The sequence below is a fragment of the Mesorhizobium sp. genome, assembly GCF_004963255.1.
Classification (GTDB): domain Bacteria; phylum Pseudomonadota; class Alphaproteobacteria; order Rhizobiales; family Rhizobiaceae; genus Mesorhizobium.
This window is the reverse complement of record NZ_SUGA01000002.1, coordinates 153898-169781: the sequence shown is the minus strand read 5'-3', so window position 1 is coordinate 169781 and position 15884 is coordinate 153898. Positions and strand designations below refer to the sequence as shown.

General features: G+C 63.5%; 16 protein-coding genes and 1 tRNA gene. 10 read left to right on the top strand and 7 right to left on the bottom strand.

What is annotated here, in order from left to right:
* The first annotated feature begins 2 nt into the window (after positions 1-2).
* Entirely contained in the window at positions 3-893 is an 891-nt protein-coding gene (locus tag E5X34_RS03700; RefSeq protein ID WP_292561175.1) for an MBL fold metallo-hydrolase, read from the top strand.
* A 96-nt stretch (positions 894-989) separates the two neighbouring features.
* On the opposite strand, the gene E5X34_RS03695 is transcribed toward E5X34_RS03700, so the two are convergent.
* Positions 990-1457 carry an Hsp20 family protein gene (locus E5X34_RS03695; protein ID WP_042639398.1) on the bottom strand — a complete coding sequence of 156 codons (468 nt, stop codon included), beginning with the start codon at positions 1455-1457 and terminating at the stop codon, positions 990-992.
* A 462-nt stretch (positions 1458-1919) separates the two neighbouring features.
* Between E5X34_RS03695 and E5X34_RS03690 the strand changes: the two genes are divergently transcribed.
* A complete protein-coding gene (locus E5X34_RS03690; protein WP_292561172.1) occupies positions 1920-2876 on the top strand; it encodes an alpha/beta hydrolase in 957 nt (318 codons plus the stop codon).
* 33 nt (positions 2877-2909) lie between these two features.
* On the opposite strand, the gene hisN is transcribed toward E5X34_RS03690, so the two are convergent.
* Positions 2910-3683 carry a histidinol-phosphatase gene (gene hisN / locus E5X34_RS03685; protein WP_292561169.1) on the bottom strand — a complete coding sequence of 258 codons (774 nt, stop codon included), beginning with the start codon at positions 3681-3683 and terminating at the stop codon, positions 2910-2912.
* 348 nt (positions 3684-4031) lie between these two features.
* Positions 4032-4925 (bottom strand): N-formylglutamate amidohydrolase, encoded by an 894-nt coding sequence (locus E5X34_RS03680; protein WP_189341577.1) that lies wholly within the window; start codon positions 4923-4925, stop codon positions 4032-4034.
* Positions 4926-5138: 213 nt separating this feature from the next.
* Between E5X34_RS03680 and cpdR the strand changes: the two genes are divergently transcribed.
* Positions 5139-5501 (top strand): cell cycle two-component system response regulator CpdR, encoded by a 363-nt coding sequence (cpdR, locus tag E5X34_RS03675; RefSeq protein ID WP_006199474.1) that lies wholly within the window; start codon positions 5139-5141, stop codon positions 5499-5501.
* A 118-nt stretch (positions 5502-5619) separates the two neighbouring features.
* A tRNA-Val gene (locus E5X34_RS03670) sits at positions 5620-5694 on the top strand.
* Positions 5695-5875: 181 nt separating this feature from the next.
* Here E5X34_RS03670 and E5X34_RS03665 read toward each other — a convergent pair.
* Entirely contained in the window at positions 5876-6052 is a 177-nt protein-coding gene (locus tag E5X34_RS03665) for a Flp family type IVb pilin (protein WP_292561166.1), read from the bottom strand.
* Positions 6053-6502: 450 nt separating this feature from the next.
* Here E5X34_RS03665 and E5X34_RS03660 point away from each other — a divergent pair, with 450 nt between their 5' ends.
* Positions 6503-6718 (top strand): hypothetical protein, encoded by a 216-nt coding sequence (locus tag E5X34_RS03660; protein WP_292561164.1) that lies wholly within the window; start codon positions 6503-6505, stop codon positions 6716-6718.
* A gap of 618 nt (positions 6719-7336) precedes the next feature.
* Here the strand turns inward: E5X34_RS03660 and E5X34_RS03655 are convergent.
* The 3 genes from E5X34_RS03655 to E5X34_RS03645 all read right to left on the bottom strand — a co-directional run bounded on the left by E5X34_RS03655 (position 7337) and on the right by E5X34_RS03645 (position 9686).
* On the bottom strand, positions 7337-7630 hold the full coding sequence (locus E5X34_RS03655) for a DUF1330 domain-containing protein (protein ID WP_292561161.1): 294 nt from the start codon (positions 7628-7630) through the stop codon (positions 7337-7339).
* Positions 7631-7659: 29 nt separating this feature from the next.
* On the bottom strand, positions 7660-8424 hold the full coding sequence (locus tag E5X34_RS03650) for an SDR family NAD(P)-dependent oxidoreductase (protein ID WP_292561158.1): 765 nt from the start codon (positions 8422-8424) through the stop codon (positions 7660-7662).
* Positions 8425-8531: 107 nt separating this feature from the next.
* Positions 8532-9686 (bottom strand): dihydrodipicolinate synthase family protein, encoded by a 1155-nt coding sequence (locus tag E5X34_RS03645; protein ID WP_292561155.1) that lies wholly within the window; start codon positions 9684-9686, stop codon positions 8532-8534.
* A 242-nt stretch (positions 9687-9928) separates the two neighbouring features.
* Here E5X34_RS03645 and E5X34_RS03640 point away from each other — a divergent pair, with 242 nt between their 5' ends.
* The 5 genes from E5X34_RS03640 to E5X34_RS03620 are packed head-to-tail and all read left to right on the top strand — an operon-like array spanning position 9929 to position 15871.
* On the top strand, positions 9929-10972 hold the full coding sequence (locus E5X34_RS03640) for a LacI family DNA-binding transcriptional regulator (RefSeq protein ID WP_292561152.1): 1044 nt from the start codon (positions 9929-9931) through the stop codon (positions 10970-10972).
* Complete coding sequence (locus tag E5X34_RS03635; RefSeq protein WP_292561149.1) at positions 10969-11985, top strand: Gfo/Idh/MocA family oxidoreductase; 1017 nt, start codon at positions 10969-10971, stop codon at positions 11983-11985. The genes E5X34_RS03640 and E5X34_RS03635 overlap by 4 nt, the downstream gene beginning before the upstream one ends.
* Positions 11982-13583, top strand: coding sequence for an acyl CoA:acetate/3-ketoacid CoA transferase (locus E5X34_RS03630; protein WP_292561146.1), 1602 nt, complete (start codon positions 11982-11984; stop codon positions 13581-13583). The genes E5X34_RS03635 and E5X34_RS03630 overlap by 4 nt, the downstream gene beginning before the upstream one ends.
* Positions 13576-14349: an enoyl-CoA hydratase/isomerase family protein gene (locus E5X34_RS03625; RefSeq protein ID WP_292561143.1), complete on the top strand. Its 774-nt coding sequence runs from the start codon at positions 13576-13578 to the stop codon at positions 14347-14349. Before E5X34_RS03630 ends, E5X34_RS03625 begins: the two co-directional genes overlap by 8 nt.
* Positions 14350-14359: 10 nt before the next feature.
* Entirely contained in the window at positions 14360-15871 is a 1512-nt protein-coding gene (locus E5X34_RS03620; protein ID WP_292561628.1) for an aldehyde dehydrogenase family protein, read from the top strand.
* Positions 15872-15884 lie beyond the last annotated feature (13 nt).

Sequence of the window (15884 nt, the reverse complement as noted above, 5' to 3'; positions counted from 1 at the left end):
GGATGACCAGACCGGCTCTCGGTTCGACGATGCGACTGATCCGCCCGATGCCAAACGTGCTCGGCTTCTACGATGGCCGCCTCGGCGCGCGAATCTGGTCGGACGAGCCGAACTGGCTGGACGACGGCGCCTACACGCTCGGTATCTGCGCCTATGCGATCGTCGACGGATCGCAGGCGCTCGTCTACGACACGCACATCTCCCCTCCGCATGCTCGCTTCATCCGGCAAACGCTCGAGGACATGGGCGTGACCTCGATACGCGTCGTGCTCAGTCACTGGCATGACGACCATATCGCCGGCAACGAGGTGTTTGCGGATTGCGAGATCATCGCCAACCGCCTCACCGCCGCGGCACTCCGACGCGGTCGGGCCGACATCGAGAGCGGCAATCCGCCGATCAAGCCGCTCGTGCTGCCAAACAGGACGTTTGAGGACAGTCTAAGCCTGACGGTCGGAGCGATCGCGATCGAACTGCGCCAGGTCGAAATCCACAGCCACGACGGCACGGTGCTGCTGATGCCCGACGCCGGCCTGCTTCTGGCAGGCGACACGCTGGAGGACTCAGTCACCTATGTTTCGGAACCGGAACGCCTCGACAAACATCTGGTCGACCTCGAGCGCATGGCCGGCTGGCGCTTCGACCGGATCCTGCCCAACCACGGCTCCTTCGAGGCGATCGAAGCCGGCGGCTATGACAGAAGCATCATCGCGGCGGCCGAGGCTTATGTCCGAAAGCTGCTTGCCTGCCGGCAAGACCCGGATCTAGCGAAACAGGATCTGAAGACCTTCGGCGCCGACATGTTTGCAACGACGGCGGTTAAGTTTTTCGCGCCATACGAAATCGTCCACCGGCAGAACGTCCAGGCCGTTGTCGCGGCAAAGCGCCGGTAACGGGCCAAGCAGAAAAACACGTCGCCGGGTCACAAAAAAGCGGCGCCTCTCGGCGCCGCTTTCGTCTCGGGAGGGAGACGTCGTCTGAACCGCGGATTACGCGGCCGCTTTCGCCTCGATCTGCTTGGCCTTGTCCGAGGACTGGGTAATCGCGATCTTGCGCGGCTTCAGCTCCTCGGGAATGTTGCGCTTGAGGTCGACGAAGAGCAGGCCGTTCTTCAGCGTGGCGCCCTCGACCTCGACATGGTCGGCGAGCTGGAAGCGGCGCTCGAAAGCGCGTGAGGCAATGCCGCGATAGAGCAGCTCGGAACCCTCGCCATTACCCTCTTCCTTGCGCTCGCCCTTGACGGTCAGCACGTTGCGGTGGGCTTCGATCGAGATCTCGTCTTCCGAGAAGCCAGCAACGGCCATCGAGATGCGATAGGCGTTCTCGCCGGTGCGCTCGATGTTATAGGGCGGATAGGTCTGCGCGGTCTCGGGCTGGCCGAGCGAATCGAGCATGGTGAACAGCCGGTCGAAGCCGACGGTCGAACGATAAAGCGGGGAAAAATCGACGTGACGCATGAGGTGTTCTCCTGTTGAGCAACATGGTTTGCGTATGACCTGGTGCGAAACCCTCGAAAGGCGTTCCGGATAGGCCAGCGACCCCGACAATCGGCGGCCGCAACCTTCATTTGGGAAGCTCAAAAACCCATTTCAAGGCTTTTCGGCGCCGCAATGCGGCCAAGTTGATGAACGGCGGATGAACCGCAGCTTCGGCATCCGTTCAGCCTGCCGGCATTAAGCTCTAAACCAAGATGACCGACAAGCGGCCTGCAATCCCGCGCCGCGACGAGGCCGAACCGGGTGCAACGTCCCTTCCTCCCGGATCGACAGAGGCCGGAAGTGCGCCGCAGGCACTTCCGGCCTTCCCATTTCAAGGCGGTTGCGTAAATCCTCGCGGCGCCTTTGCTTTTGCCGCCTGGCCGTCTATCACCATGCCGACGCCTTGCCCGCTCGGGCAAAGAACAACCAGCGACTCGCCGAATGACGGATTTTTTCCATCTGACCGAGGACAATCCCGCGCCGCGGAATGCCGCGGGCGGCTTCTTCACCACGCCCGACGGCAAGAAGATCCGCTACGGCGTCTTTGCCGCCGTCGCCCGCCCGCTGCTGGGCACGGTGGTTCTGCTGACCGGGCGCAACGAGTGCATCGAGAAATATTTCGAGACCATCCGCGATCTCGCCGATCGCGGCTTCGGCGTCGCTATCCTCGACTGGCGCGGCCAGGGCGATTCCAGCCGCCTGCTGCGCGACCGCCAGCGCGGCCATGTCCGCAGCTTCCGCGACTATGCGCGCGACCTCGAGCAATTTTTCGAGGAGATCGTGCTGCCCGACTGCCGCGGCCCCTATTATATCCTCGCCCACTCGACCGGGGCGGTGATTGCGCTGCTTGCCTCGCCGTCGATGGTCAACCGGGTGCGGCGCATGGTGCTGCTCGCGCCTTTTCTGGAGGTGCCGGACATGCCGGTCTCGATCGCCACCGTGCGGCGCGTATGCGCGATCTTCTGCGCGCTGGGTCTCGGCTGGCTCTACGCGGCGATCGGTCCGCGGCCGAAAGTGCCGCCGGCTTTCGAGGTGAACAAGGTGACTTCCGATCCCGAGCGCTACCGGCGCAATGTCAGGATCTACGAGGACTGGCCGCAGCTCGCGCTCGGCGGCCCGACCATCCGCTGGCTGAAGGCCGCAGCCGCGGCCGCGGAAGCCGTCAGCGATCCGGATTTCATGGCAAGGGTCAAGGTGCCGATGCTGATCGTCGCCGCCGGCGCCGACCGAGTGGTCTCGACCAAGGCCGTGGAAGCCTATGCCAGGAAATTGCGCGTCGGCTCGCTGTTGATGATCGACGGCGCCGAGCACGAAATCCTGCAGGAGAGGGACATCTACCGCGAGCAGTTGCTCGCCGCCTTCGATGCCTTCATTCCAGGCACCGGCGACGCTCCCTGATCGCAATCGAAACCAGGCTGCGGCGGGGATGAATCAACCGCGCAGCGCCGCCATTGCCGCGGCATGCAGCTCCGGCGTCGCCGCAGCCAATATATCGCCGCCCTTCTCCGCCGGGCCGCCTTCGAAAGTGGTGACGACGCCGCCGGCCTTCTCGATGATCGGGATCAGCGCGACGATGTCGTAGGGCTTCAAGCCCGGATCGGCGACGATGTCGACACAGCCCGCGGCCACCATGGCGAAGGCGTAGCAGTCGGTTCCGTAGCGGGCGAGTTGGACCTTCGTCTCGAACTGGTCGTAGCGCTTGCGCGCCTCGCCCTTGAACAGGGCAGGCGTGGTCGTGAACAGCGTCGCTTGCGCGAGGTCGGTCGTCTTGCGGGTCGAGAGCCTGCGCGGGCCGCCCGGTCCTTCATAGTGCGAGCCGGATGCGTTGGCATAGAACAGCTCGCCGGTGAAGGGTTGCGACATCATGCCGGCAACCGCGTCGCCGTCTGCGGTCAACCCGACCAGCGTTCCCCAGACCGGAAGGCCGGAAATGAAGGCGCGGGTGCCGTCGATCGGGTCGATCACCCAGACATGCCGGCTGGTGATGTTCTGGCTGCCATGTTCTTCGCCGAGAATGCCATGCTCGGGATATTCGGCGGAGATCAGCGTCCGGATCGCGCGCTCGGCTTCGCGATCGGCCTCCGTGACCGGGTCGAAGCTTCCCGCCTCCTTGTTGGCGACCACCCCCTGGCTGCGGAAGCGCGGCAAGGTTTCCGCTGCGGCGGCATGCGCTATGCGCCGCATGAAATCGGTGCTGATATCCAAGTCGCTCTCCCCATCGCGGCTCTTGCCAGCCGCTCTTTCTCGCAGAACAGGCGCGCTGAAGACCGCTCAGGCGCCCGCTTTCTGTTGCCGTAATGCCACAACTGAACCGCCGAAGCGGAATTTCCACATCATATTGAATTAAAAAACCCAGCTGTCGATTGACATTTGTGCGCCGCACAATAATTTTGTCATCGGACAGGTTTTCCTGTCCATGCCCTCCTTGGGCGTTTCCTCCCTAGACTTCGACCGTGTCGTGAAAACGATGCGGTCTTTTTTTCGAGCAATCGAGGAAAAGCGTGAAGCGGTTTTCCGTCCGGAATTGCGTTTATCAAGAACTCGGGCGCGCCGTCATTCCGCCGCAAGCGGCAAATCGACGAAATGATGGTCGGGCATCGACATCAGATCGGCCGAGAAGCGGGTCAGGTCGCAAGCCAGGGCGTCGAAGCCGGCCGATTTCTGGAACGTCCGCTCGTCCATGTAAAGCCCGCGATTGACCTCGATTTGCAGCGCATGCAGATGCCGCGCCGGTCGGCCGTAATGCTCGGTGATGAAACCGCCGGCATAGGGCTTGTTGTGCGCGACCGTGTAGCCCATGCCGACAAGCAGGCTGATCGCCATCTCGGTGAGCGCGGGCGAGGCCGAGATGCCGAACCGGTCGCCGATGATGAAGTCGGGCCGAACGCCATTGTCGCCGACGCGGATCGATGCCGGCATCGAATGGCAGTCGATCAGCACGGCATAGCCGAACCTGGCATGCGTCCTGGTCAGGAGCCGCTTCAGCGTCTCGTGATAAGGCTTGTACACCGCTTCGATGCGCGCGACGGCCTCGGCCAAAGGCAGCCGGCCGGGATAGATGTCGAGCCCCTCGCCGACCAGTTTCGGCACGGTGCCCAACCCGCCGGCGACACGCGCCGAGCGGATGTTGCAGAAGGACGGCACCGGCTCCGCGAACATGCGCGGATCGAGTTCCCAGGGCTCGCGGTTGACGTCGAGATAAGCGCGCGGAAAGTTCGCCGCCAACAGCGGCGCGCCGAGCGGCACGGCGCCGCCGAACAGCTCCTCGACATAGCAGTCCTCCGACCGGCGGATGGCGTTGCGGTCGAGCCGCGCCATGGCCAGGAACCGCTCCGGATAGTGGCGACCGCTATGCGGTGAGTTGAACAGGAAAGGGACGCGCTGCTCGGCGCCCGATCGGATTTCGAAGGGTGGAACGACCGAAAAATCCTCGGCTGCCGTCTTCAATTTTTATGAACCAGAATGAAGCACTGCGTCATGACGCAAAACTTGCCACCTTGCGTGCGGCATGTCCAGCATTTCAGGCGGCAAAACCGCGCCTCGAACCGCATCTGGCATGCCCTTCATTCACTTGATGTTTACCGGCTCCATCTCATATACAGGATGGTTAACGGCCTAGCCCGGCGGCAGGCTTGGGGCGGGTGATTCGGACGGGACATGATGGCACGCATTCTGCTGGCGGAAGACGATGATGATATGCGCCGCTTCCTCGTCAAGGCGCTGGAACGCGCCGGTTACCAGGTAAGCGATTTCGACAACGGCGCCAGCGCCTATGAGCGGCTGCGCGAGGAGCCCTTCTCGCTGCTCCTGACCGACATCGTCATGCCGGAGATGGACGGCATCGAGCTTGCCCGCCGCGCCACCGAGATCGACCCCGACCTCAAGGTGATGTTCATCACCGGCTTCGCCGCCGTCGCGCTCAATCCCGATTCCAAGGCGCCCAAGGACGCCAAGGTGCTGTCGAAGCCCTTCCACCTGCGCGATCTCGTCAACGAGGTCGAGAAGATGCTGCAGGCAGCCTGAGGCCTGCATCGATCCTCGCATCGGCAGGCGCTTTGCCGATGCGACAAACGGAAGCCGTCTTTCCACATTCCCGCTATTGACGTGCCGGATCAAAAGTGGTGTATGCGCGGCGTCGGATGGGCGTGTAGCTCAGCGGGAGAGCACTGCATTGACATTGCAGGGGTCACAAGTTCAATCCTTGTCACGCCCACCATCCTTTCAATAACTTGGCTAAGCCCTTGTGCCGCGTGGCACAGAAATGGCACAGAAACCTCCCGACGGGTGTAAAAAGCCCGCCGCCGGGCACGACAGCGATGCGCACCGGGGTTTGGGGCTGTGCTGTACCGGCCATGCGGGGTGGCCAGGTGGGAACCGTTGCAAAGCCTAGGGCACCCTCACGGTGAGCCGGCGCCGTTAAGCGTGGTGGCGATCGACACAAACTCGGCATTTAGCGCGCCGCCCAGTGAGGTTGCCCCAACCATGATTCCCAAGGCGATAAGCGCTGCAATCAAACCATACTCGATGGCCGTTGCTCCGGAATCGTCACGTAGAAAACTCGCTATCCGTTGCATCTTTCACAAGCCCTGACTTCTGATCACGCAAATATGAGGGCTATCTAATTTAGATACCGTGAACGGATGCTCCTAATTTTTATCTATCGAGAAACTGGCCGAGGCGCCAGCTTAATGGGTGCCAGTTTCCTCTAGCGCCCAAGGGCCAGCTCCGTCGCCGCTGGTACATCCGCAGTCGGCGACGGAGGCCGGGAGCGGCCCGGCAGGCTGACGGGGTAGGCCAGCAATCACACCGGGCCTGACCAGCGAGGGCTCGGACTCAAAACAACTCACCGGCTAACGAAGATATACGGCCGTGCTGAACTGCATGGCACGTATCAATAAGGAGGAAGATGGGAGTAGGCTTGCGAGTTTCTGCAGTCTGCGGGCTGTTGCCTTGCTCCATTTTGGGACCGAAGTGGTGGCATCCGTCTTGCATCCGGTATCCTGCAACAGCAGAGGATGTCGTAAATGCGGCTATCTACTCAGCCCGCGCGAAGGCAAGGATCAGCGAAATGCATATACTCGGCGCCGCTGCAGCTCGACGATGTGCAGATTAGCGACAACGGCGATGTGACCGTCTCGATTATCGCTGACGACATCTACTCGAACAGATCCAAACAGCGCTATCAGATCACACTGGCCGAAGCCGAAATCGGCATTCTGTTCCGTGGCGCCAGCGGCTAATCTTCCAGCACCGATCTTCTGATGCCGGTTCCCTCGCAAGGGGTGCACCTAACTGTGCGCCCCGGGCAACCTTGCTGGTGAGTGCCGGCCGGGCAGCAGGTTCCGCCCGTCGTCTTCCACCGGCTGCATGCAAACACCCTCCGCCGCCCTGGCAGACCGGGCATGTCAGTTTTCTGAAGTCCACCGGTCTGGCGAGCCTTGTTAGAGGCCGGTGAAGTAGATCGATATGCTAGCGCCTATCACGGCGAGGCCGATCATGAAGACCATAAACGCCTCAAAACCATTGCCGCGGTTACCGATTCTGTCCATTGCGCGCTCTCCCCGACGATCAGCCGGGTTCTAACGTGCTTCGCGTAAGAAGGTTGCGCTTGATTGACTCAGGTTATTTCCCCTCGAATTGCGCTAGGAGTTTGCCACCACCGTGTCGCGGCACAGATATGTTCGAATGTTTTTGCTCGGTTCACGTTCTTTTGCGGCGGATTCTGCAATGAAATCCGAGAACGCACTGCATTGACATAGCCGGGGTCACAAGTTCAATCCTTGTCACGCCCACTATCCTTCTCGCAAACTCAGGACGTTGCCGGCACGTATCCATGCGTTTGGCGCCTAGCGGTACCGCTACCCCAGATCCCCCTCGAACATCACCAGCGTCCGATTCGACGCCTTGAGCGCGAAGCGCATGGCTTCTTCATAGGCCGGGTCGGCATAGCAGGTCTTGGCGATCTCCAGCGACGGAAACTCCACAAGCACCATGCGCTTGGCATCGCGCGCCTCGACGAGCAGCGGCGGCTGTTTCGTCGTGTTGGTTCGTGCCTGATATTTTTCGCCGATGGGCTTCCAGAGGCGGCCATATTCGGCCTGCGCCCCCTGGTCCGAAATCTCGGTTCCGACGATGAGCCAGTATCCCTTCACGCTGATGCGCTCCCTTGCCGATTGCGGTCCTAAACCATGAACTCGCCGCCGTTGACGTGCAACAAATGTCCGGTGACGAACTTACCCATGTCCGATGCCAGATAGAGGCAGGCATTGGCGACGTCCCCGGCGGTCCCCAATGTCCTGAGCGGCACCGTGGCTCTCACATGCTCGTAGGTTGCCGCGAGATCGGGATACCACGCCGCGTTCCGGTCCGTATCCAGCCACCCAGGCGCGATGCTGTTGGCGGTGACCCCGTCCGGCCCGCATTCCAGCGCCACGGCCTTCGCCAAGCCATGCATGCCGTGCTTCGCGGCAACCACATGCGCCCTGTTTGCCAGCGGGAAAAGGGCATCCGTGCCCGCCATGTAAATCAGGCGGCCATACTTCCTCCTGCGCATGTGCGGAAGCACCGCCTGGGTCAGGATGAAAGCCGATCCGAGATTGGTGTTGATCACCTTCTGCCAGTCCTGAAGGGTGATCTCCGCGATCGGCTGGTGCGGTCTTATCCCGACGCAGGATACCGCGATGTCGACGCCGCCGAGTTCTGCGACCGCCCTTTCGATCAAGGCGTTCATGGCGGCCTCATCGGCGCCGTCGCAGATGGATGCCACCGCTTCGACGCCGAAAGACCGCGCCTGGTCGGCGACGGCCTCGATCTTGGCCGCGTCGCTGCCGCCAGTAATCACGATGTGCGCCCCCGCTCGGGCGAACGCCAGGGCGACGGCCTTGCCGATGTTTTGGCCGGCCGCGGTAATGACCGCTACCCGCCCCCTCAAGCCGGGAACTTCCATGTGCTCACCTGTGGATCACCAGGGCGCGGAGCGCGTCCCGTCCCAACCTTGTAGATTGAGAAACCAGACAGGGGCTATGCCAGGAGACAAGTCGCCATAGGTCTAGACTAGATGCCGGCCGTCGCCAGCAGGGTCTTCATCCTGGCGATGGCAAGGTCGGGGTCGGCCAGCAGGCCAGCCTGATCGGAGAGGCGGAACACGTCCGCATAATGGCATATGCCGCGCGCCGACTGCATGCCGCCGACCATGGTGAAATGGTCCTGATGCCCGTTCAGCCAGGCCATGAAGACGATGCCGGCCTTATAGTATTCGGTCGGCGCCTCGAAGATCTTGCGCGACAGCGGCACGGTCGGCGCCATCAGCGCATCATAGCCGGCCTTGTCGCCTTCAGCCAGCTTCGCCAGCGCGGCATTGGCCACGGGCGCGATGGCGTCGAAGATGCCGAGCAGCGCATGCGAATGCCGCCTGCCATCGCCGGCGATCAGCTCGGGATAGTTGAAATCGTCGCCGGTGAACATCACGACGCCTTCGGGCAGCCGGTCGCGCAACTGCACTTCCTTGCCGGCATCGAGCAGCGATATCTTGATCCCCTCGACCTTGCTCGCATGGCGCTCGATGATGGCCACGACCGTATCCAGTGCCGCGTCGAAATCGTTGCTGCCCCAATAGCCCCTGAGCGCCGGGTCGAACATGTCGCCCAGCCAGTGCAGGATCACCTTGCCGGAGGCCTGCGACAGGATGCGGTCGTAGACCCGGGCGTAGTCGTCCGGCCCTTTTGCCACCGCCGCCAGCGCCCGGCTCGCCATCATGATCGCCTTGCCGCCCTCGCCTTCGATGAAGGCGAACTGCTCCTCATAGGCGCGGATGACGTCGTCGAGCGTCTTGGCCGCCGCCGGCGCAAGGTGATCGGTCCCCGCCCCCGAAGCAAGGTCGGCGCCCGGCACTGTTCTGGCCTCGGCGACCGAGCGGCGGATCAACTCCTTGGCGCTCGCCCAGTCGAAACCCATGCCGCGCTGAGAGGTGTCCATGGCCTCGGCGATGCGGAAGCCGAGCCGCCACAGATGATGACGGAACGCCATGGTCCTGTCCCAGTCGACCGCTGGCTGCGACCACGGATTGGTCATGGCGATGGGGTCGGCGACGACATGGGCGGCGGCATAGGCGATGCGCGAAAAATGCGCGTTCCTGCTCGGCTCGACCGGCTTGCCGACAAGCCGGTAGCCGGTCCTGTCGCCGTTTGCCGCAGGCAAGATGATGTCCATGGAACTCTCCCGTTGCGGCTCTATAAATGGAACGTTCCAATAAATCAAGAAGCTTTATGATTCTTGCGATTCGAGCCGGCAGGGCATGGTTCCGCAGTAGAGAAATGCTTGCATTGATGGGCGTTTTGAACCGCATCGATCAATTTTTCAAATCTCGCGGGAATCACGATTGACTCTGATTTGGAACGATGATTAGAACGTTCCAATTAATTTTGCTCAAAACCGTGGAGGACGGAACGAGGATGGCCAGCCGGGCCAAGGCGACGATCCTGGACATTGCCCGCGAGGCCGGCGTGTCCAAATCGACGGTTTCGCTCGTACTGCAGGGCAGTGGGCTGATCCGGCCTGAAACCGCGGTCAAGGTGCGCAAGGCGATCGAGGATGTCGGCTATGTCTACAACCGCGGCGCCGCCAATCTGCGCAAGGCCCATTCCAACGTCATCGGCATGGTGATCAACGATCTCACCAATCCCTTCTTCGCCGAGCTTGCGGTCGGCATGGAGCGCGTCTTCCAGGCGGCCGGCGTCGTCCCCTTCATCGCCAACACGGCGGAGAATCCGGTGCGCCAGGAAGAGGTGCTGAAATCGATGATGGAGCAGGGCGTCGCCGGCCTGATCGTCTCGCCGGCGCGCGGCACGACGCCTGGGGCTTTCCGGCGCATCGAAGCGGCGGGCGTGCCCGTGGTGTTCGCCATGCGCAGGCTGCCCGAAAGCCGCATACCGGCGATCGCGCCCGACAATCGTCGCGGCGCCTGCCTTGCCACCGAGCATCTGATCCGCAAGGGCCATAGCCGCCTCGCCTTCTTCGGCGGCTCGTCCGACCTCGTCGTCTATCAGGAGCGTCTGGGCGGTTTCCTCGGAGCCTGCGAGGCGTTCGCCATTCCGGTTGCCGACCGAATGATCGTCGAGGGCGAGACCAGCCGCAAGGGCGGCATGGCCTGCCTGGAGACGGCGCTGGCCATGCCCGAACCGCCGACGGCGGCCCTTTGCTTCAACGACGCGGTTGCCTTCGGTGTCATTCTGGCGCTGCGCAAACGCGGCCTCGAGGCGGGAGCGGACTTCGCCGTAGTCGGCTTCGACGATGTCGCTGAGGCCGAGCATTACAGCCCGGCGCTGACCAGCGTTGCAGTCGACACCGCGGGCCTTGGCGAGCGCGCCGCCCATGTGATGCTGAAGATGATCCAGTCGCGCACCACGCGCGCCGAGGACCATATCGGCGCGGTCAGCCTCGTGGTTCGGGAAAGCAGCGGTCCGGACCGCAACAGCCAGGTGGGAGACGCGGCATGAGCGTGCGATGGGGATTGATCGGCGCCAGCACGATCGCCAAGCAGTTCATGATCAACGCCATCCGCGCGCAGGCCGATGGCGAGATCGCGGCCGTGATGAGCTCGAACCCGGAGCGCGCGGAGGCCTATGCCCGCGAGAATGGCATTCCTGTCGCCGTCTCGACTCTCGACGCGCTGCTCAACTCGGACATCGACGCCGTTTACATCTCGACCACCAACGAGTTGCATCTCGAACAGGGCATGGCCGCGATCAAGGCCGGCAAGCATGTGCTGTGCGAAAAGCCGCTGGCGCTGACCAGCGCCGATGCGCGCAGCATGGTCGCAGCCGCCAAAAAGGCCGGCATCGTGTTCGGCACCAATCACCATCTGCGCAATGCCGGCGCGCATCGCGCCATGCGCGAGGCGATCGCCGCCGGCCGCATCGGCAAGCCGATCGCGGCGCGCGTCTTCCACTCGGTCTTCTTGCCGGAGAACCTGCAGGGCTGGCGCATCTCGAAGCCTGAGGCCGGCGGTGGCGTGGTGCTCGACATCACCGTGCATGACGCCGACACGCTGCGCTTCGTGCTGGGCGACGATCCGGTCGAGGTTTCGGCCTTCACACAATCAGCCGGCATGGCTGGAAGCGGGCTGGAGGACGGCGCCATGTGCATCTGGCGCTTCAAGTCCGGCGTCATCGCCCAATCGCATGAGGGTTTCACCACAAAGTATGCCGGCACCGGCTTCGAGATGCATGGCTCGGACGGCTCACTCATCGCCACCAATGTGATGACGCAGAAGCCGATCGGCTCGGTGCTGCTGCGCACGGCCAAGGGCGAAGAAGAATTGAGCTTCGACCGCGAGGACCTCTACACCCGCTCGGTCCGCCGGTTCCATGCCGCGATCCACGGCGAAGGCCGGCCTGCCGCCACCGGCGAGGACGGCATCTGGTCGCTGGCTTCGGCCGAAGCCGCGCTGCAATCGTCGAAGACCGGCAAGGCCGTCGCCATCGACCCGCAACTTGGGAGCCTCGATTGAGCAAGCTCGTCTCGGCGGCCTACGCCGCCAGCCTGATCAAGGACGGCATGGTCGTCTCGGTGTCGTCGTCGAGCGGCCTCGGCTGCCCCGACGCCGTGCTTGCCGCGATTGGCGAACGCTTCGACGCGGAAGGCCATCCGCAGGCGATCACCACGTTGCACCCGATCGCCGCCGGCGACATGTACGGCATCAAGGGCATCGACCATCTCGCCAAGCCCGGCCTGTTGAAGCGCACGCTGTGCGGCTCCTATCCATCCGGCCCGTCCTCCGCCGAGCCGCCGCAGATCTGGAAGATGATCGGCGACAATTCGGTCGCCGCCTACAATGTGCCGTCCGGCATCCTGTTCGACATGCATCGCGAGGCCGCGGCCAAGCGCCCCGGCGTGCTGACCAAGGTTGGCCTCGACACCTTCGCCGATCCGCGCCACCAGGGCTGCGCCATGAACGCCGCCGCCAGCGAGCCGATCGTTTCGGTTGAGCAGTTCGACGGCGAGGAATGGCTCTATTTCCGCGCGATCGTGCCCAACATCTCGATCATCCGCGCCACCACGGCCGACGAGCGCGGCAACCTCACCTACGAGCATGAGGGCGCCTATCTCGGCGGCTTGGAGCAGGCGCTGGCAGCCCGCAACAATGGCGGCATCGTCATCGCCCAGGTGAAGCGCGTCGTCGAGAACGGCACGCTGAAGCCGCATGACGTGCGCGTGCCCGGCGTGCTGGTCGACCATATCGTGGTGGCGCCCGACCAGTTGCAGACGACGCAGACCCCTTACGATCCGGCGATCTCGGGCGAGATCTTCCGGCCGCTGTCGAGTTTCCGCACGCCCGAGATGAACATCCAGAAAGTCATAGCGCGGCGCGTCGCCATGGAATTGCGCGACGGCATGGCCGTCAACATCGGCTTCGGCATCTCCGCCAACGTGCCGCGCATCCTCTTGGAGGAAGGCCAGCACGGCAAGGTCACCTGGGTGATCGAGCAGGGCGCGGTCGGCGGCGTGCCGCTGCTCGACTTCAAGTTCGGCTGCGCGTCCAACGCCGAGGCAATCATGCCCTCACCGCACCAGTTCATCTATTTCCAGGCCGGCGGCTTCGACGCCTCGCTACTCTCCTTCCTGCAGATCGACCGCCACGGTTCGGTCAATGTCTCGAAGCTTTCGGCGCGGCCGCATGTTACGGCCGGCGCCGGCGGCTTCGTCGACATCACGTCGCGGGCGAAGAAGATCGTCTTCTCCGGCTTCTTCAATGCGGGCGCCAAGCTGTCGCTCGTCGATGGCGCGATCCGCATCGACCAGGAAGGCAAGGTCAAGAAGGTGGTCGAACAGGTCGAGCACATCTCCTTTTCGGGAAAACGCGCGGTCGCTCAAGGGCAGGACATCACCTATGTCACCGAGCGCTGCGTCATGAAGCTGACGCCCGACGGCTTGATGGTGACCGAACTCGCGCCCGGCGTCGACCTCGAACGCGATGTGCTGGCGCAGGCCGAGATCCCGCTTGGCGTCGCCAACGACCTCAAGGTCGCGCCTGCGGCGCTTTACCAAGACCGGCCGATCGGCCTGTCGCTGAACGGCGGCGCTTCGCTCGGAGGCGCGCATGGCTGAACTCGTAACTTTCGAGCAGGATGGCGCGATCGGCATCGTCACCTTGCGCCGGCCGGACAAATTCAACGCGCTCGATATCCCGATGCTGCGCGCGCTGGAAGCGGCGCTTGACGACGCGGAACTGGCCGAGGGCGTCCGCGTCGTGCTCATCCGTGGCGAAGGCAAGGGCTTTTGCGCCGGCGGCGATGTCGAGGCCTGGGGCGCGATGAGCGCCGCCGATTTCCAGGTGCAATGGGTTCGCTACGGCCACCGCGTCTTCGACCGGCTGGCACGCCTGCGTCAGCCGACCGTTGCGGTTCTGTCCGGCCATGCGCTGGGTGGCGGGCTGGAATTGGCGGCCGCCTGCGATTTCCGCGTCGCTGAAACGCAGATTAAACTCGGCTTCCCCGAAACCTCGATCGGCGTCGTACCCGGATGGTCAGGCACGCAGCGCGCCGTGCGCCGCTTCGGCGCACAGATCGTGCGCCGGATGGCGATTGGCGGCGAGGTTTTCCTCGCGTCCGACGCACTTAAGCACGGCATCGTCGACCGGCTGGTCGAAACCGGCAAGGCGTTCGACGAAGCCAGGACCTGGGCCGAAAAGATCGCCGAGCGCGGCCCGCTGGCGACCGAGGCCGCCAAGCTGATGATCGGCGTTGCCGAGGGCGAGGAAGACGCAGCCGCGACCGAGGTGCTGGCCAGCGGCTTCATTGCGCTGACCGGCGACCTCAAAGCCGGCGTCGGCGCCTTCAAGGCCAAGCAGAAGCCGGCCTTTTCGAGATCCTAGAGAAGACATGATGAACGCAGCGCTCAACATCGCCATGCCGAAAGAGGCGTCCCAAGCGCCGAAGGCTTACAAGCTCCTGATCGACGGCAAGCATGTCGACGCCCGTGACGGCCGCAGCATCGAGCGCGCCAGCCCCGGCCATGGCTTTCTCGTCTCGCGCTATGCGCAGGCAGGCGCGGCTGAAGTGGAAGCTGCCGTGCAGGCCGCCCACAAGGCGTTCGAGACCGGCCCCTGGCCGCGCATGAAGGCCTCGGAACGCGCCGCGGTTCTGCTTAAGGCCGCCGACCTGATCGAGACCCGGCTGGAAGAGATCGCCCGCCTCGACGCACTGGAGTCCGGCAAGCCGATCGCCCAGGCGCGTGGTGAGATCGGCGGCGCGATCGACATCTGGCGCTATGCCGCTTCGCTCGCCCGTACGCTGCATGGCGAGAGCTACGCCAATCTCGGCGACGATATGTTGGGCGTCGTGCTGCGCGAACCAATCGGCGTCGTCTCGATCATCGCGCCGTGGAACTTCCCCTTCCTGATCGTCAGCCAAAAGCTGCCTTTCGCGCTCGCCGCCGGCTGCACGGCGGTGGTCAAGCCGAGCGAGATGACCTCGGCCTCGACTTTCGTTCTCGGCGACATCTTGCTCGAAGCCGGCCTGCCGGCCGGCGTCGTCAACATCCTCGCAGGTTTCGGCGCCGATGTCGGCGCGCCGATGGTCAGCCATCCGCTGGTCGAGATGGTCTCCTTCACCGGCTCGACCCGGGTCGGCAAGATGACCATGGCCGCTGCCTCGAACTCATTGAAGAAGGTCTCGATGGAGTTGGGCGGCAAGAACGGCCAGATCGTCTTCCCCGATGCCGACCTCGAAGCGGCGGCCGATGCCGCGGTGTTCGGCGGCTTCTTCAACGCCGGCGAATGCTGCAATGCCGGCAGCCGCCTGATCGTGCATGCGGCGATCGCGGACGACTTCCTCGGCGCAGTCAAGGCGCTGGCCGAGAAGGTGAAAGTCGGCGATCCGCTCGACGACCGCACCAAGGTCGGCGCCATGATCTCGGCCGACCACATGGAAAAGGTAGCCGGCTATGTAACGGCGGCGAAAACCGATGGCGGCAACGTTTTCGCCGGCGGCACCCGGCTTCAATCCAACGCCGGCCAATATCTCGATCCGACCATCGTCCGTAACGTCACGGAAGACATGGCAATCGCTCGCGAGGAAGTGTTCGGACCGGTGCTCTCCGTGCTCACTTTTGAAACGATTGAAAAGGCATTGCACATTGCCAACAACACGCCCTATGGTTTGTCTGCAGGGGTGTGGAGCGCCAGCATCGACACATGCATGTCGGTGGCGCGCGGTGTGCGTTCGGGGACGGTCTGGGTGAACACGTTCATGGAAGGTTACCCAGAGCTGCCTTTCGGGGGTTACAAGCAGTCCGGTCTGGGACGCGAACTCGGCAAACGCGCTGTCGAGGATTATACCGAGGAAAAGACCATCCAGTTTCATCGCGGCCGGCGCACCGGTTGGTGGGTCGGCTGAGTTGGGAGACCCC

Bases quoted from the DNA above. Each gene is read 5' to 3' on its own strand.
- E5X34_RS03700 (WP_292561175.1), top strand. From the start codon at position 3: ATGACCAGACCGGCTCTCGGTTCGACGATGCGACTGATCCGCCCGATG.
- E5X34_RS03695 (WP_042639398.1), bottom strand. From the start codon at position 1,457: ATGCGTCACGTCGATTTTTCCCCGCTTTATCGTTCGACCGTCGGCTTC.
- E5X34_RS03690 (WP_292561172.1), top strand. From the start codon at position 1,920: ATGACGGATTTTTTCCATCTGACCGAGGACAATCCCGCGCCGCGGAAT.
- cpdR (WP_006199474.1), top strand. From the start codon at position 5,139: ATGGCACGCATTCTGCTGGCGGAAGACGATGATGATATGCGCCGCTTC.
- E5X34_RS03665 (WP_292561166.1), bottom strand. From the start codon at position 6,052: ATGCAACGGATAGCGAGTTTTCTACGTGACGATTCCGGAGCAACGGCC.
- E5X34_RS03660 (WP_292561164.1), top strand. From the start codon at position 6,503: ATGCGGCTATCTACTCAGCCCGCGCGAAGGCAAGGATCAGCGAAATGC.
- E5X34_RS03650 (WP_292561158.1), bottom strand. From the start codon at position 8,424: ATGGAAGTTCCCGGCTTGAGGGGGCGGGTAGCGGTCATTACCGCGGCC.
- E5X34_RS03645 (WP_292561155.1), bottom strand. From the start codon at position 9,686: ATGGACATCATCTTGCCTGCGGCAAACGGCGACAGGACCGGCTACCGG.
- E5X34_RS03640 (WP_292561152.1), top strand. From the start codon at position 9,929: ATGGCCAGCCGGGCCAAGGCGACGATCCTGGACATTGCCCGCGAGGCC.
- E5X34_RS03635 (WP_292561149.1), top strand. From the start codon at position 10,969: ATGAGCGTGCGATGGGGATTGATCGGCGCCAGCACGATCGCCAAGCAG.
- E5X34_RS03625 (WP_292561143.1), top strand. From the start codon at position 13,576: ATGGCTGAACTCGTAACTTTCGAGCAGGATGGCGCGATCGGCATCGTC.
- E5X34_RS03620 (WP_292561628.1), top strand. From the start codon at position 14,360: ATGAACGCAGCGCTCAACATCGCCATGCCGAAAGAGGCGTCCCAAGCG.